Source organism: Bradyrhizobium murdochi, assembly GCF_000472965.1.
Classification (GTDB): domain Bacteria; phylum Pseudomonadota; class Alphaproteobacteria; order Rhizobiales; family Xanthobacteraceae; genus Bradyrhizobium; species Bradyrhizobium murdochi.
Genome location: NZ_AXAU01000012.1, coordinates 66,682 through 82,912, shown reverse-complemented (window position 1 = coordinate 82,912; position 16,231 = coordinate 66,682). Strand labels below are relative to the sequence as shown.

Annotated in this window: 12 protein-coding genes; 6 read left to right on the top strand and 6 right to left on the bottom strand. The window is 62.5% G+C overall.

Annotated features, from left to right (window positions below; genetic code table 11):
• The first annotated feature begins 174 nt into the window (after positions 1 to 174).
• Both YUO_RS0122285 and rcdA read left to right on the top strand, forming a co-directional pair.
• The gene (locus YUO_RS0122285; RefSeq protein WP_028349263.1) at positions 175 to 366 is read left to right on the top strand and encodes a DUF1192 domain-containing protein; all 192 of its coding nucleotides are present in this window, start codon (positions 175 to 177) and stop codon (positions 364 to 366) included.
• Positions 367 to 926: 560 nt separating this feature from the next.
• A complete protein-coding gene (gene rcdA, locus YUO_RS0122280) occupies positions 927 to 1,439 on the top strand; it encodes a protease adaptor protein RcdA (protein WP_028349262.1) in 513 nt (170 codons plus the stop codon).
• Positions 1,440 to 1,617: 178 nt separating this feature from the next.
• On the opposite strand, the gene rpmE is transcribed toward rcdA, so the two are convergent.
• Complete coding sequence (gene rpmE, locus YUO_RS0122275) at positions 1,618 to 1,845, bottom strand: 50S ribosomal protein L31 (RefSeq protein ID WP_028349261.1); 228 nt, start codon at positions 1,843 to 1,845, stop codon at positions 1,618 to 1,620.
• Positions 1,846 to 2,026: 181 nt separating this feature from the next.
• On the opposite strand from rpmE, the gene YUO_RS0122270 reads away from it, so the two are divergent.
• Positions 2,027 to 3,880 (top strand): ABC transporter ATP-binding protein/permease, encoded by a 1,854-nt coding sequence (locus tag YUO_RS0122270; RefSeq protein ID WP_028349260.1) that lies wholly within the window; start codon positions 2,027 to 2,029, stop codon positions 3,878 to 3,880.
• Positions 3,881 to 3,896: 16 nt separating this feature from the next.
• Here YUO_RS0122270 and YUO_RS0122265 read toward each other — a convergent pair whose 3' ends face one another.
• The 3 genes from YUO_RS0122265 to YUO_RS0122255 form a co-directional block, all read right to left on the bottom strand.
• The gene (locus tag YUO_RS0122265) at positions 3,897 to 4,343 is read right to left on the bottom strand and encodes a GNAT family N-acetyltransferase (RefSeq protein WP_028349259.1); all 447 of its coding nucleotides are present in this window, start codon (positions 4,341 to 4,343) and stop codon (positions 3,897 to 3,899) included.
• Positions 4,343 to 5,368: a peptidoglycan -binding protein gene (locus YUO_RS0122260; protein WP_028349258.1), complete on the bottom strand. Its 1,026-nt coding sequence runs from the start codon at positions 5,366 to 5,368 to the stop codon at positions 4,343 to 4,345. The genes YUO_RS0122265 and YUO_RS0122260 overlap by 1 nt, the downstream gene beginning before the upstream one ends.
• A gap of 175 nt (positions 5,369 to 5,543) precedes the next feature.
• Positions 5,544 to 6,539: a hypothetical protein gene (locus YUO_RS0122255; protein WP_028349257.1), complete on the bottom strand. Its 996-nt coding sequence runs from the start codon at positions 6,537 to 6,539 to the stop codon at positions 5,544 to 5,546.
• Positions 6,540 to 6,882: 343 nt separating this feature from the next.
• Between YUO_RS0122255 and YUO_RS0122250 the strand changes: the two genes are divergently transcribed.
• From YUO_RS0122250 to YUO_RS0122240, 3 genes are all read left to right on the top strand, one after another.
• Positions 6,883 to 7,905 carry an SAM-dependent methyltransferase gene (locus YUO_RS0122250; protein ID WP_028349256.1) on the top strand — a complete coding sequence of 341 codons (1,023 nt, stop codon included), beginning with the start codon at positions 6,883 to 6,885 and terminating at the stop codon, positions 7,903 to 7,905.
• Between the two features lie 336 nt (positions 7,906 to 8,241).
• Positions 8,242 to 9,447, top strand: a complete 1,206-nt coding sequence (locus tag YUO_RS41390) for an efflux RND transporter periplasmic adaptor subunit (RefSeq protein ID WP_198028072.1) — start codon at positions 8,242 to 8,244, stop codon at positions 9,445 to 9,447.
• A gap of 9 nt (positions 9,448 to 9,456) precedes the next feature.
• Positions 9,457 to 12,612 carry a multidrug efflux RND transporter permease subunit gene (locus YUO_RS0122240; RefSeq protein ID WP_028349255.1) on the top strand — a complete coding sequence of 1,052 codons (3,156 nt, stop codon included), beginning with the start codon at positions 9,457 to 9,459 and terminating at the stop codon, positions 12,610 to 12,612.
• A gap of 232 nt (positions 12,613 to 12,844) precedes the next feature.
• Here YUO_RS0122240 and YUO_RS0122235 read toward each other — a convergent pair whose 3' ends face one another.
• Together YUO_RS0122235 and YUO_RS41385 are read right to left on the bottom strand one after the other, a co-directional pair.
• Entirely contained in the window at positions 12,845 to 14,047 is a 1,203-nt protein-coding gene (locus YUO_RS0122235; RefSeq protein ID WP_035727313.1) for an MBL fold metallo-hydrolase, read from the bottom strand.
• Between the two features lie 378 nt (positions 14,048 to 14,425).
• The gene (locus YUO_RS41385; RefSeq protein ID WP_235782789.1) at positions 14,426 to 16,213 is read right to left on the bottom strand and encodes an adenylate/guanylate cyclase domain-containing protein; all 1,788 of its coding nucleotides are present in this window, start codon (positions 16,211 to 16,213) and stop codon (positions 14,426 to 14,428) included.
• Positions 16,214 to 16,231 lie beyond the last annotated feature (18 nt).

The window sequence follows — 16,231 nt, the reverse complement described above, 5'->3', positions numbered from 1 at the left end:
GACGCGCACTTATCCCGTCCGGTCAGCCTTCTTGCGGTCGGGCCGGGGCATTCGCGTTAGGTGTTGCGCGCTCGCGAAAGTCACTGCAAATTCTCCTTGTGCAGGAGCGATATCATTTCGGGATGGAAAACGCCAGATCGGCGTGTTTCAGGACAGGACTGCCCGGGAGGACACATGGCCATTGAGGACGACGACAAGCCGCGGAAGAAAATCAGCCATGAGATCGGCCAGGACCTGTCGCTGCTCTCGGTCGAGGAATTGACGGAGCGGATCGCGCTCCTGAATTCGGAAATCGCGCGGCTGCAAGAGGCGGTCACCAAAAAGCGCGCCTCAAAGGACGCCGCGAACAGTTTTTTCAAGACGTAGAATTCAAAGCCGCGACTTCTCTCTCCTCCGTCGTCCCGGACAAGTGAGCCAACGGGTCCGGCCCTCGGCCGGCCCGATGACAGGCTCCGCGAACGCGATCCGGGACCCACACGCCGCGGCTTGTCTTGTGGCAGGCCGCTGGCCGACTTTCCCCTCCATCCATAACCGCCGGTGGTTATGGGTTCCTGCGTTCGCAGGAACGACAAGGAATTTGAGTCAATCACCAAACTCGGCCAATGGCCGACATGGCAAACAATCCCTAAAGAAAATGGTTCGTTTACGGTCCGTTAAGCTTTCTCGATTATGACTGTCATCGTCCTCGTTTGGACACCGAGTGGCTCCTGTCCACTCTGTTTGACGCCTCCCTGTTATCAACTTCAAAAGCCGCCGGAAACGGCGGCTCTTTTTTGTGCTCTTCGCGGCTATTTTGTGCCCCCACGAGCCGGAAACCATAAATCCGGTTGCCGCTGGACTCTCCACTTCGCCCGAGCAATGATTTGTTCATCATAAGCCGGTGGTTCACAGCCGGTGGGGCAAATAGTGGCGTGAGGGTGTTAACCATGGCGGACCGTTCGCAAAGCGAATCCGCGCTCGTTCTGTTCAGCGAGCGGCTGACTAATTCGGCGGCGTTCGGAACTCTCTTCCGGGAGGGCATGGATCTGGTCGAGGAAACCGCCGCCTATCTCGATGGCGACGGCCGCACCGAAGCCAAGGCGCTCGAACGTTCTGTCAGCCTCACTTACGCAACTGAAAGCATGCGCCTGACCACCCGCCTGATGCAGCTTGCGTCATGGCTGTTGCTGCATCGCGCGGTCAAGGAAGGCGAGATGACGCTGACCCAGGCCAATCGGGAAAAGACCAAGGTCAAGCTCACGGCCGCCGATCCCGGGCCGGAGGACATGATCGAGAAGCTCCCGCAGCAATTGCAGGATCTGATTGCGCGATCGATGAGCCTGCAGGCGCGGGTCCGTCGCCTCGACATCTCGATCCACGCGGCGCCCGCGGAACGCGCACCGATCGGCAATCCGCTGGTGCCGCAGCTCAACAGGTTGAAAGCAGCGTTCGAGCAGTAATTCTCTCCGCGTCATTGCGAGCGAAGCGAAGCAATCCATTTCTCCGCTTGCGCTTGCGGCGCGATGGATTGCTTCGCTTCGCTCGCAATGACGGGGTTAGAGGTGTGACCAAATAAAAACGCCCCGGAGAGCCGGGGCGTTTCGCATTTCTGGTCTACGAGAACCGGGCCGGGTAGCCTCAATCCTTCTTGAGGAAGCCCGAAAACTTCTTCTGGAAGCGCGACACTCGGCCGCCGCGGTCGAGGATCTGCTGCGAGCCGCCGGTCCACGCCGGGTGCGACTTGGGATCGATATCGAGGTGCAGCTTGTCGCCTTCCTTGCCCCAGGTGGAGCGGGTCTGGTACTCGGTCCCGTCGGTCATCACGACCGTAATCGTATGATAATTCGGGTGAATTTCGGCTTTCATGGTATATCCTTCGGCGCGCCGGCGCCCGTCTCAACTGTCAGGGGAATACGGGATTTGGCGGCTCTATAGCTTAGGAAGCCTGTCAAAACAAGCTACGTATATGTCCTGATTGGGAATCTCCCGGATTTGCCAGAGGGGGCCGTGGAGGCCTATCTGGGGGCAGAAAAACGGGTCGGATTTCATGAGCGCAGTGGAACAGATTGAAGCCCCCCGCGGCACGCCGCCGCGTGACGCCCTGCTCGAGGAAGAGGCCTTCATCGAGAGCCAGTTGACGCAATCGCCGGCGAGGACCGGCGCCAGGCTGCGCCCGCTGCTGGCGCTCGCGCCCTATGTTGCGCGCTACCGCGGGCGCGCGGCGCTCGCCTTGATTTCGTTGACGGTTGCGGCGATCACCACGCTGGTCGTGCCGATCGCGGTCCGGCGCATGATCGATTTCGGCTTCAGTCCCGAAGGCATCGTCCTGATCAACAGCTATTTCAGCGTCATGATCGCGGTCGTCGCGGTGCTCGCCGCCGCCAGCGCGTCGCGTTACTACCTCGTCATGACGATCGGCGAACGCATCGTTGCCGACGTCAGGCGCGACGTGTTCGCGCATCTGATCTCACTCTCGCCCGCATTTTTCGATTCCGCGCGTTCGGGCGAGTTGGTGTCGCGACTGACGGCCGACACCACCCAGATCAAGTCCGCGGTCGGCGCTTCGGTATCCATCGCGCTGCGCAACATGATGCTGTTCATTGGCGCCGCCACCATGATGGTGATCACGAGCCCCAAGCTTTCAGGCTTCGTGCTGCTGGCGATCCCCGTGATCGTGATCCCGCTGGTCGCCTTCGGCCGCTGGGTGCGGCGGCTGTCGCGCAACGCCCAGGATACGCTGGCGGACGCCAGCGCGTACGCTTCCGAACTGGTCGGTGCGATCAGGACCGTGCAGGCCTATACCAGCGAGCGGATGGCCACGGCCCGCTTCAGCGGCGATGTCGAACAGGCCTATGAGGCGGCGCGCAGCTCGACGCGGGCGCGAGCGGTGCTGACGCTGATCATCATCTTCATCGTGTTCTCCAGCGTGGTGGCGATCCTCTGGGTCGGCTCGCACGACGTGCTGACCGGCCAGATCACGCCGGGTCGGCTCGGTCAGTTCGTGCTGTATGCGGCGTTCGCCGCCGCCGGTCTCGGACAGCTTAGCGAGGTCTGGGGCGAAGTCTCGGCCGCCTCCGGCGCCGCCGAGCGGCTGTTTGAGATTCTTCGGGTCAAGTCGCAGATCACGGCCCCGCCGCAGCCCGTCGCGCTGCCGCAGCCTGCGCGCGGCGACGTCGGGTTCGAGAACGTCAGCTTTGCGTATCCGGCGCGGCCGGATGTGCTGACGGTCGATCAGGTTTCGCTGTCGGTCAAAGCGGGCGAGAAGGTCGCGATCGTGGGTCCCTCGGGTGCGGGCAAGAGCACGCTGTTTCATCTCCTGCTGCGATTCTACGATCCGGCCAAGGGCACGATCTCGCTCGACGGCGTGCCGGTCAAATCGGCAGATCCGCTTGACGTACGCTCGCGGATTGCGCTGGTGCCACAGGACTCGGTGGTGTTTGCGGCTACGGCGCGCGAAAATATCCGCTTCGGTCGGCCCGATGCCACCGACGCCGAGGTCGAGCGCGCCGCCGATCTCGCGCACGCCACCGAATTCCTGCGCAAGCTGCCCGGCGGCTTCGAGGCGCAACTCGGCGAGCGCGGCGTGACGCTGTCCGGCGGCCAACGCCAGCGCATTGCGATTGCGCGTGCGATCCTGCGCGACGCGCCGCTATTGCTGCTCGATGAGGCGACGTCAGCGCTCGATGCCGAAAGCGAGACGCTGGTGCAGACCGCGCTGGAAGAGCTGATGCGCCACCGCACCACGCTCGTGATCGCGCATCGCCTCGCTACCGTGCTCTCCTGCGACCGCATCATGGTGATGGACCAGGGCAGGATCGTCGAACAGGGCACGCATGCCGAGCTGGTCGCGGCGAACGGGCTCTACGCGCGATTGGCGCGGCTGCAGTTCGAGGGCGTGTAGCCGTCTGGGTGAGGGGTTACGCCTTCCATTCCATCTTCAACACCGGCCTGCCTGAAGTCGGGTTTACATCCTCGCCGGCATGTTCAAAGCCGTTGCGCTCGTAGAAGCGGATCGCGCGGGCGTTGTCCTTGTTCACGAGTAGCGTGACTCCCTTCGGAGAGATGCGCTTGGCCTCTTCGACCAGCAGGTGAGCGACGCCGAAGCCCCAGTGTTCTGGCGCAACCACAAGCTGGTCGAGATAGCCTTCGCGGTCGACAGTGACAAAACCGACCAGCGCGCCGGCCTCGTGTTCCGCGACCACAATCTCGGCTTTCGGTACGAGATCGTTGCGCCAACGACTGCGCCACCATTCCAGCCGTGAGGTGAAGTCGATCCTGGGATACGCCTCTTGCCAAGTGCGATGCCACAGCTCAATTGCCGCTGCTTCATCATCTGCACGGTAGGAGCGAGTGTGATATGCCACTACCGTTCCGTCAGCTTCAGCTCGATGCGGCGGTTGCGCTTGTAGGCGTCTTCGTTGGGCGCCGAGTCGAGCGGCTGGAATTCGGCAAAGCCGGCGGCGACCAGCCGTTGCGCGGGAACGCCGAGGAAAACCAGATACTGCACCACGGAGATGGCGCGCGCCGAGGACAATTCCCAGTTCGACTTGAACAGCGGCGAGTTGATCGGGCGCATGTCGGTGTGGCCATCGACCCGCAGCACCCAGCCGATCTCGCTCGGTATCTGTTTGTCCAGATCGATCAGCGCGGTGGCGAGCTTGTCGAGTTCGGAGCGGCCCTCGGGAAGCAGCACCGCCTGGCCGGTATCGAAGAACACTTCCGACTGGAATACGAAGCGGTCGCCGACGATGCGGATATCGGGGCGGTTGCCCAGAATGGCGCGCAGGCGGCCGAAGAATTCCGAACGGTAGCGCGACAGTTCCTGCACGCGTTGCGCCAGCGCGACGTTCAGGCGCTGGCCGAGATCGGCAATCCGCCCCTGGGATTCCTTGTCACGCTTTTCGGAGGCTTCCAGCGCTTCCTCGAGCGCCGCAAGCTGGCGGCGCAGCGCGCTGATCTGCTGGTTCAGCACCTCGATCTGGGCGAGCGCGCGCGAGCTCACCGCCTTTTCGGATTCGAGCGCCTTGTTGAGCTCGTTGGCGCGGCCCTGGGCGTCGCCGGCACCGCTCAACCCCTCGTAAAGCCCCTTGATGCGGTCGCGCTCGCCTTCCGCCGCGGCGAGGCCGGCGCGCAATTGCGCGAGCTGGTCATCGAGCGTGATCTTGCCGAGCTTTTCCAGCGACAGCAGGTCATTGAGCTGCGCGATCTTGGCGTTGAGTTGTTCGAGCGCCTTGTCCTTGCCGGTGACCTCCTGCGACAGGAAGAATTGCACCACCAAAAACACCGACAGCAGGAACACGATCGACAGCACCAGCGTCGACAGCGCGTCGACGAAGCCCGGCCAGTAGTTGAAACCGGACTCACTGCGGCGTGCACGGGCGAGGGCCATTTGTCGTCTCCAATCTCGTGTCCCGGACGCGGTGCGGCGTGTAAACGCTGCGCCGCAGAGCCGGGACCTATTCGTGCTGGGTCCCGGCTCGGCGTCGCATCACCATAGCGTGTGGAAGACGCGCGTAAACGCGCTTTTGCCTGCTGCGCCGCGGCCGTGACACGAACCTTTCACTTCAGCTCTTCTCGGGCTGCCTGGCGATCCGCTCCAGGAGCTTCTTGATCTCGCGGTTTTGTTCGCCCTGGCCGTCGGCCCATTCGCGGATCATCTGCTGCTCCGTGCGCATATGCGCAACCAGGCCCTGGATCGCCTCGGCCAGATTGGCCATCGCGGCCGTAGTGTTGCGGCTGCCGCCGCTCTCTTCCACCACTGCGCGGATACGTTCCATCGCATGCTGCAGTTCGCCGCCGATCCCGGAACTGCCATCGCCATATTCGCGCACGGTGGAGGCGAGCCAGTCTTCAAGGTCGGTATAGAAGCGGTTCTGCGCCTGGCTCGACTGCAAGTCGAGAAAGCCCAGGATCAGGGAGCCCGCAAGGCCGAACAGCGAGGACGAGAACGAAATGCCCATGCCGCCAAGCGGCGCGGCCAACCCCTCTTTGAGGGTGTCGAACAGCGAGCCGGCATCGCCGCCGACCTTCAGGCCGTCGATCACCTTGCCGACGGAACCGACGGTTTCGATCAGGCCCCAGAAGGTGCCGAGCAGGCCGAGGAAGACCAATAAGCCCGTCATGTAGCGGGAAATATCACGGGCTTCGTCCAGCCGCGTCGCGATCGAATCCAGCAAGTGCCGCATGGTCTGCTGCGATATCGTCATACGCCCGGTACGCTCGCCGCCGAGGATTGCCGCCATCGGCGCCAGCAGGGTCGGGCGCCGATCGATCGCGAGTCCCGGATCGGCGATGCGGAAACTGTTGACCCAGGCCACCTCCGGATAGAGCCGAACCACCTGCCGGAACGACAGGAGGATGCCGATCAGGAGCACCCCGCCGATCAGCGCGTTAAGGCCAGGATTGGCAAAGAACGCCACGATGATCTGCTTGTAGAGCACGACCATGACCAGCGCGCATAGCACCAGGAACACGAGCATCCGCACCAGGAAAATCCGGGGTGAGGACAGCTTGCTCAGTTCGATCTCCATTTCGGAGCGGGAGGAGGGGCCTGAAGGCATTTGCGGGGTGTCATCCGTTAGGAAAATCGGCGCTGGCGGCCAATATGGCACAGCGGGCTGGAGAAAAAAGCTGGCAAGCCGCGATTTCGGGCCGACGGTGGTGGAACATCTTCCCGAAACCCGGCTTTGACATCAGCGTATTTTGGAACGGTTCGATGTCCAACCGGGATTTTTCATGAGAAGCCCCGCCCAGCGCTCGGCAGTGGCTCTATCGCGACTGCCGGTTGCGCACCAGCCCATTCTTCCCGCGGCGGCCGCCGCCGGCATCATCCGACCCGGTGGATCGCGTTAGCCCATAGCGGGTACCGGTTTTCGAAAAGGTGCCAAAAGGGAGGGAGTGGTCATGAGCTTCGTCTCCGCGATCATAGGCACCGCCGAGCGGGTGCCGCTGCCAGACGTCATTGTCCGGGCTGCCATCCACCAGCTCTGCTCACGCACCGCCATGAAGCTCGCCACCGGAAATGCCGAAAGCGATGCCTGGCTCGCCGACGAAATGGCGGCACGCGCCATCGAATATGCCGACGCGCTCGATATCCAGCATTACGAGGTGCCGGCCGCGTTCTTTGCCCGCGTGCTCGGTCCTAACCGGAAATATTCCTGTTGCTTCTACCGCGAAGCGGCCTCGACCCTGCAGGAGGCCGAGGAAGAGGCGCTGCGCCAGACGGTGGAGCATGCCGATCTGGCCGACGGACAGTCGATCCTCGAACTCGGCTGCGGCTGGGGTTCGCTGTCGCTGTGGACGGCACGGCAGTTCCCGCATTCGCAAGTTACCGCAGTCTCCAACTCGAACGCGCAGCGGGAATATATCGAGGGCGAAGCCGCAAAGCGTGGCCTGGCCAATCTGCGCATTGTTACGTCAGACGTGAACCTGTTCGCACCGGACGCGCGGTTCGACCGCATCCTCGCGATCGAGATCTTCGAACATATGATGAACTGGCGCGAACTGATGATGCGTCTGCGCGTATGGCTGAAGCCCGACGGCCGCTTCTTCCTGCATATCTTCACCCACCGATCCGGCGCCCACCTGTTCGATCGCGCCGATGGCGCGGACTGGATTGCGCAGCATTTCTTTACCGGCGGCGTGATGCCGAGCCATCATCTGATTCGGCAATATGCCGATCTGTTCGGGGTCGAAAAGGAATGGCGCTGGAGTGGCATCCATTATCAGCGCACCGCGCAGGACTGGCTGGCGAACTTCGACCGACATCGCGACGAAATCGAGCGCGTGCTTCGCAAGATCTATGACGGAGAGACCGCGCTGTGGATGCGGCGCTGGCGCTGGTTCCTGCTCGCCACGGCAGGCCTGTTCGGTTACGCCGGTGGCAGCGAGTGGGGCATCAGCCATTACCGGCTCAAGGCGCCTTAGCCCGAAATTAACCGATTCGTGCCAGATGCCTCCCGCACCGTCATCGGCTGCAATCTTATGCAGCGAAACGGCACGTTCCCGCCGTCCGTTTCGGACCCATACGCAATGGAACCGACTCACAATCAAGTGAGTCCGGAAAAATCGGTGGAAGTTCAGTGCGATAGCGTTGTGTGACATTGGGCCGCCGCGAAACCGTATTGCGTCGCAGCACCCTGTCCCTATCCTATCTTCCATCAATCGTGAGTTCCCGAGACCTGCTTACGACTAAGACTGCTTACGACAACGTCGCGAATGCTCAACTCGCGCCTTCCAACCTGAACTGGGGCAAAGCTTTCAATGTCCGGACTACGAACGCAATCGGCATGCATCCTTGTGGTGTTGACTGCGATGGCGCCGCTTTTGGCTGGCTGCAATGAACCGATCGCCGCGACCGCAGCGGCAAAGCCGCCCGAGCCCGAAGTAGGCACTTTCACCGTCAGATCTCAGCCCCGCGCCATCGTTCGTGAGTTGCCCGGCCGCATCGCACCCACCCGGGTCTCGGAAGTCCGTGCGCGGGTTTCGGGCATCGTCGTCGAGCGCCTGTTCCAGCAGGGTGCCGAGGTGAAGGCCGGCGATCCGCTGTACCGGATCGACCCCAAACCGTTCGAAGTGGAACTGCAGGCGAGCGAAGCCGCGCTGGACAAGGCGGAGGCGGCGCTCGATCTCGCCACCCAGCACGCCCGGCGCATTGCGACGCTGACCAGCCAGCGCGCGGCGCCCGAGGCCGAGAACGAAAAGGCCATCGCGGCCCAACGCCAGGCTGAGGCTGAAGTTGACAGCCGCAAGGCCGATGTCGCCCGCGCGAAACTCAATCTCGACTACGCGACAATCCGTGCGCCGATCAGCGGCGTCGTCGGCGCGGCGCTGGTGAGCGAAGGCGCGCTGGTGGTGCAGAACGAGACCACCAGTCTCGCCACGATCCAGCAACTCGATCCAATCTACGCCGACTTCACCCAATCGATCGCGGAGATGAACAAGCTGCGCCGTGCGCTCGAAAGCGGCGACCTCGACCGGATCGCGCCCGACGTGGCCAAGGTCCGCCTCGTGCTCGACGATGGTCCCGCCTATTCGATTCCCGGCAAGCTTCTGTTCTCCGATGCCAAGGTCGACGCCTATACCGGGCAGGTCACGCTGCGCGGACAGTTTCCGAATCCGAACCGCGAACTACTGCCCGGCATGTATGTCCGCGTCCTGATCGAACAGGGCATCGATTCCGATGCCATGGCCGTGCCGCAGCAGGCGATCCAGCGCGATGCCGGCGGCGGCAGCGAGGTTTTTGTCGTCAAGGACGATGGCCGCGTCGCAACGCAGCCGGTCCGCACCGGCCCGATGCAGGACGGCCTGTGGCTGATCAGCGATGGCCTCAAAGAGGGCGACCGCGTCATCGTCGACGGGTTCCAGAAGTTTGTTGCCGGCGACAAGGTCAAGGCGAAGGCGTGGATCGATGCGGATGCCTCGGTTGGTACGATACCGGCAGCACCTGCAGCGCAAGCGTCCCGCTGAGACCGGGAGATGCCCAGCTTCTTCATTGACCGGCCGATCTTCGCCTGGGTAGTCGCGCTTTTCATCTGCCTGATCGGCGCGATCTCGATCCCGTTGCTGGCGGTCGCGCAATATCCGATCATCGCACCGCCTTCGATCTCGATCTCGACCAGCTATCCCGGCGCGTCGCCGGAGAACCTCTACAACAGCGTCACGCGGCTGATCGAGGAGGAGCTCAACGGCGCCTCCGGCATTCTCAATTTCGAATCTACCTCTGACTCGCTGGGGCAGGTCGAAATCATCGCCAACTTCGTGCCCGGCACGGAGACGGGCGCGGCGTCGGTCGAAGTGCAGAACCGTCTCAAGCGCGTCGAGGCGCGGCTCCCGCGCGCGGTGATCCAGCAAGGCATCCTAGTCGAGGAGGCCTCCTCTGCCGTGCTGCAGATCATCACGCTGAATTCGGCCGACGGCTCGCTCGACGAAATCGGCCTAGGCGATTTCATGATCCGCAACGTGCTCGGCGAGATCAGGCGCATTCCCGGCGTTGGCCGCGCCACGCTCTATTCCACCGAACGTTCGCTGCGGATCTGGGTCGATCCGGCCAAGCTGGTCGGCTACGGCCTCACCGCCGACGACGTCAACAAGGCGATCTCGGCGCAGAATGCCCAGGTCGCCTCGGGCAGCGTCGGCGCCGAGCCGAGCACGCCGGAGCAGAGGATCTCCGCGCTGGTGCTGGTCAAGGGTCAGCTCTCATCGCCGGATGAATTCGGCGCCATCACGCTGCGCGCCAATCCGGATGGATCGACGGTGCGGTTGCGCGACGTCGCCCGTATCGAGATCGGCGGCTTGAGCTACCAGTTCAACACGCGGCTCAACGGCAAGCCGACGGCTGGCCTTTCGGTGCTGCTGTCGCCGACCGGCAACGCGCTTGCCACCGCCAGCGCCGTCGAAGCCAAGATGAAGGAACTATCAAAGTTCTTTCCGGCCAATATCGGCTACGAAATCCCCTACAACATCACGCCCGTCGTCAAGGCTTCGATCAACAAGGTGTTGATGACGCTGGTGGAAGCGGTGGTGCTGGTCTTCATCGTGATGTTCCTGTTCCTGCAGAACATCCGCTACACCATCATCCCGACCATCGTGGTGCCGGTGGCGCTGCTCGGCACCTGTGCGATGCTGATGGCGGCCGGCTATTCCATCAACATGCTGACCATGTTCGGCATGGTGCTGGCGGTCGGCATCCTCGTCGACGACGCCATCGTCGTGGTCGAGAATGTCGAGCGGATCATGGCGGAAGAGGGCCTGCCGCCGAAGGAAGCGACCCGCAAGGCGATGTCGCAGATCACCAGCGCCATCATCGGCATCACGCTGGTGCTGATGGCCGTGTTCGTGCCGATGGCGTTCTTTCCGGGATCGGTCGGCATCATCTATCGCCAGTTCTCGGTCACCATGATCTCGGCCATCGCCTTCTCCGCGCTGCTGGCGCTTTCGCTGACGCCGGCGCTGTGCGCGACGCTGTTGAAGCCGGTCGAGGCCGGCCACGGCCATGCGCGCAAGGGCGTGTTCGGCTGGTTCAACCGCGTGCTCGAGACGAGCCGTGGCGGCTATTCGCGCACCGTGCAGGGCTCGCTGAAGCGCACCGGGCGTTTGATGCTGATCTACGCCGCGCTGCTCATCGGCCTCGGCTGGGCCTTCGTCCGGCTGCCCGGCGGCTTCCTGCCGGTCGACGACCAGGGCTTCATCACGACGGACGTGCAGACGCCGTCCGACTCCTCCTACGCCCGCACCGAAGCAGCGGTCGAGGCCGTGGAGAAATATCTGCTCAATCGCGCCGGCGTCGAGGACGTCACGTTCCTCACTGGCTTCAGCTTCCTCGGCCAGGGCATGAACACCGCGCAGGCCTTCATCACGCTGAAGGACTGGTCGGAGCGTGGCAAAAAGGATTCCGCCGCCGCGATTGTCGCCGACATCAACCGCGAGCTCTCGTCGATCCGCGACGCTAGGATCTCGGCGCTGCAGCCGCCGCCGATCGACAATCTCGGCAATTCCTCCGGCTTCTCGTTCCGCCTGCAGGACCGCGGCCAGAAGGGCTATCCGGCGCTGGTTGCCGCATCCGACCGGCTGATCGCAGAAGCCAACGCCAGCCCCGTCCTGCAGAAGGTCTATGTCGAGGGCCTGCCGCCGGCGCCGCAGGTCAATCTTATGATCGACCGCGAAAAAGCCGGCGCGTTCGGCGTCACCTTCGAGGACATCAACCAGACGATTTCGACCAATCTCGGCTCGAACTATATCAACGACTTTCCGAACCGCGGCAGGATGCAGCGCGTGATCGTGCAGGCCGACCGCGCCAGCCGCATGAACGCCGACGACATTCTCAATTACAACGTCAAGAACAGCCGCGGTCAGTTGGTGCCGTTCTCCGCTTTCGCCACGGTCCAGTGGTCGAAGGGGCCGACCCAGATCGCGGGCTTTAACTACTATCCCGCCGTGCGTATCTCAGGCGAAGCCAAACCCGGCTTCACCTCCGGCGATGCCATCGCAGAGATGGAGCGGCTGGCCAACAAGCTGCCGCGCGGCTTCGGTTTCGAATGGACCGGCCAGTCGCTGCAGGAAAAGCTGTCGGGCTCGCAGGCGCCGTTCCTGCTCGGCCTCTCGGTGCTGGTGGTGTTCCTGCTGCTTGCCGCGCTCTATGAGAGCTGGACCATTCCGCTTGCGGTCTTGCTGACGGTGCCGCTCGGCATCTGCGGCGCGGTGATTGCCGCGACCATGCGGGGGCTGCCGAACGATGTCTACTTCACCGTCGGCCTGATCACCATCATCGGCCTTGCGGCGAAAGACGCCATCCTCATCATCGAATTCGCCAAGGATCTGCGTGCGCAAGGTAAGCCGCTGATCGAGGCGACGGTCGAAGCCTGTTCGCTGCGCTTCCGCCCGATCCTGATGACCGGCCTAGCCTTCGTCTGCGGCGTGCTGCCGATGGCGATTGCGACGGGAGCCGGCGGCGCCAGCCAACAGGCGCTCGGCACCAGCGTGATGGGCGGCATGATCGCGGTCGTGATCCTGGCGCTGTTGATGGTGCCGGTGTTCTTCGTCTCAGTGCAGCGCGTGCTGGCGGGAGACAGGGAGAAGGTGGAGGAAGTGGCGGAAGCCGAGGTGGCTGGCCCGCCGGCGCCGGTGAAGTCATAGACGCTGTCATGCTCCGTGACCCCGCGACGCCAGGGCTTCGCCGGGACTTGCGGTCTCGGGCCGTCGAGAAGCCTTGGCGCAGGCGGCGGCCGATGCATCCAGTCCATGAACTATAAATTTGCCGGGCGCCGCGCCAGAGTCCGCTATGCCCCGATAGCCGACGTGCTACTGCATAACAGCGTAACGACGCTATGTGCCGCGAACGGACATTCACGTAATGGTTAGGCTATGCTCACGCCTCGAAAACCAATCGAGTTCCGGTGTACGAGCGTAGGAGCTTTGTCGGCATCGCAGCTCGCGCGGTTTCGTAAAAAGGCTCCCCCGTGCAATGCAGCGGAATCACGAAAGTTGGATCGATTTCCCGCAGTGCCTTGACCGTATCTCGAACGTAGTCCTCTTGATAGGGCGCGAGATGAAAGCCGCCGATCACCGCATGAATTTTTTCCACGCCGGAGGCGGCTTGAGCTTGCTTGATCGCGTTGACCACGCCGCGATGGCTGCATGAAGTTAGGACGACAAGCCCCCGTCCTTTCAGATTGAACGCCGTCGCGATCTCGTGCTGAAACTGATCCGGGACGACGGGCGTAGTGCGTTCCGCCTCGCTGAGGCGCTCGGGATAGCAGCCGATGCCTCGGTCGAAACCAATGGTCATTGCGCTCGGTGATAGCACCTTCTCGAAGCTCTTCTGGCTGATCTGCCCCGTCGCCACGGCGTGATCGGCAACCAGGGCAGGTCTGTCCGCGACGGTTACGGCAAGGTCGGCCTCCTCGAGTGCTTTGCGGTCGATGACGCCGAAGCTGCCCCGCACCGGGGCTGCAGTCCACTCGCGCGCGCAGAAACATCCTTCGCCGCCGACAAACAACGGCAGTTTGGGCTTCAGCTTGCCACGGTGCGCCTGCAAGAAACCGACGAGACCGCCAAAGTGGTCCTGGTGCCCGTGGCTGAGCACAAGTGCGTCGATGGCCGCAGGGTCAATACCGAGCAAGCTCGCATTGTTGAGAAGGGCTTCCGGCGTGAAGCCGAAATCAACCAGGATATTGCGCGTCTCGTTACCGCGCCGCGACTCGACATGCATCGCAAGGCCGAATTCGCTGACCAACGTTTTGCGCGGCGGCTTGTCGCTAAGACCCCAGCCAAAGTGCTGGACATCGAGGTTGGGCAGCTTTCTGCTCGGAGCGACAGCGAACTGATAGCTATCGATCACTATCCGGACTGCCACGCGGTCGAGCTCAGGCAATGATCCGGTCATGGCCTCGGCCCTGACTGGCTTCGAGCTACCGAGTATTGTGGCAAGTATCAGGCTAAAGAGACTGGCGCCTCCGCCGCAGACAAATTCTCGCCGCCCAACCTCGTCGCAGAAAAACTGCCGCCGAGGCGCCTGAGCAGCACCTGTTTGTGATAGCGCGATTGAAGCTGAGGTGTAATCGATAGCCATTGCTAACCTCCCGTTCTGCCAACCACGAGGCCATAAACAGAAGGCGCGGGACCGCACGGGTTCGTTCCGGAAGGTCGGGCGTCTCAAGTCAAATATGATCCTACCGACTAACTGCTCCGTCAAGAAAAATGCCTGGCCTTAGCTCTGACTTCTCGATCTGGCAAAGCTACTTCCCTTTCCGACGGGTCGATTCGAGTAGCGGCTCGCGACATGTCCGGTTGGGGTCAAACTCAGAAGTCTGAGTGCGCAACTGGGAAGTCCGCTTTGCCCTCAACAACGGGCATCGTCAGCCAGATCCTTCAGGTCCGAAAAGTGCCAACAACGGAAGTCCCTCTTTCGATCACCTCGTTGCCACGGGCGAGCATCTGGCTGCGATGGTCATTCGGGCAGCCCGGCTCGCCGCAATCCTTCTTGGTATCGCGAGAAGTCTTCGGCCCGCCGATAATGGGGCAGCACGTCCTTGAGAGTGGAAACACGTAACGCGGGATTCACTTGCCGCAGCCGAGCCACTGCCTGACTTGCCTGCTCCGGTCGCCCGGCCATTGCGTTGCTTGCGGCGGCGATGCGTAATCCAGGTTGATAATCCGGCCTGTCCTGCAATGCCATTGCCGCCCACGATGCCGCTTCGTCATAGCGGCCCAAGAGGAAATGGGCAAGCGCGGTCCCGGACCGCATACCGCTCATCCGCGGATCAAGTGGGCTCAGGCGCATGGCACGCGCGAAGCGCACGATCGCAGCTTCTTGCTCGCCGAGCCAGTTTTTTGCCCAGCCGCCGCAATACCATGCCTCCGCCGAATTGGAATTGAGCACAAGCGCGCGATCGATCAAGGCGGCGCCTGCCTCGAGATCGCGAACGACATACATTAACGCCTGCCCGCTGGCGGCGAGCGCGATCGCGTCATCCTTGCCCAACTCAACCGCCCGCTGGGCGAGCCTCGTCACTTCGGCAATCTCGTTCGCTGTGCCTGAAATCCAGCCATTGAACTTGGCAATGACATAGCAAAAGGCTGCACAACCATAGGCGGAGGCAAAATCTGGGTCGAGCTCGATCGCGCTGTTGAACAGGCGCAATGCCTCGTCGTTCGCTTGCCGGCTCGCAAACTGATAAGACCTGGCCAAACCGCGTAAGTAGAGCGTATAGACATCGAGACTCTCGGTCGGCTTGCGCTTGGCGCGCTCGATCTCGGCTTGTTCAACCGCTGGGGCGATCGCCCCGACAACGCTCTCAGTAACCTGGTCCTGCAGATCGAAGACGTCGCTGAGCCCACCATCAAACCGTTCTGCCCAAAGATGTGCCCCAGTGGCGGTATCGACAAGCTGTCCTGTGATGCGGACTCGATTTGCCGCTTTGCGAACGCTACCTTCCAACACGTAGCGCACCCCGAGCGCGCGTCCGACCTGCTTCACGTCGACGGCGCGTCCCTTGTAGGTGAAGCTCGAATTGCGGGCGATGACGAACAGCGCCTTGAAGCGAGACAGTGCCGTGATGATGTCCTCGACCATGCCGTCGGCAAAGTAATCCTGTTCCGGATCGCCGCTCATGTTGATGAATGGCAGAACAGCAATGGAAGGTTTGCCGGGAACTGTGAGAGGTTGAGCAGTAACCGCAGATGGTCTCATCGACGTCGACACAGCCACGTCAAACCTCACGCACCACGCACGCAGGGGCTCAGCAATATTCTTGAGGACCTGCATGCCCATATCGACACAGGCAAGCTCGACCTTGCCCCGGATTTGCCGCTGCGCGTCGTCGGAAATGCAAATACCTCCCGGTTCTGCGATCCCTTCGAGACGCACGGCGATGTTGACGCCATCGCCAAAGATATCGTTGTCATCAATGATGATATCGCCGACGTGAATGCCGATGCGGAGTTCGATACGCTTGTCCTGCGGCACGTCGATATTTTGTTCGGCCATGCGGCGCTGAACTTCGACGGCGCATCGCACGGCGTCGACGACGCTGGCGAACTCAACGAGAGCGCCGTCCCCGGTATTCTTGACGATGCGTCCGCGATGCTCAGCGATTTTGGGATCGAAAAGCGTCCTTCTAAGCGCTTTCAGTCGCGCCAGCGTGCCTTCTTCGTCTATCCCTATTAAGCGGCAGGAGCCTGCGACATCCGCCGCCAGAATAGCTGCTAGTCGTCGCTCTACGTGCTCGCTGCTCAAGATGGTCCCCCGTACTGG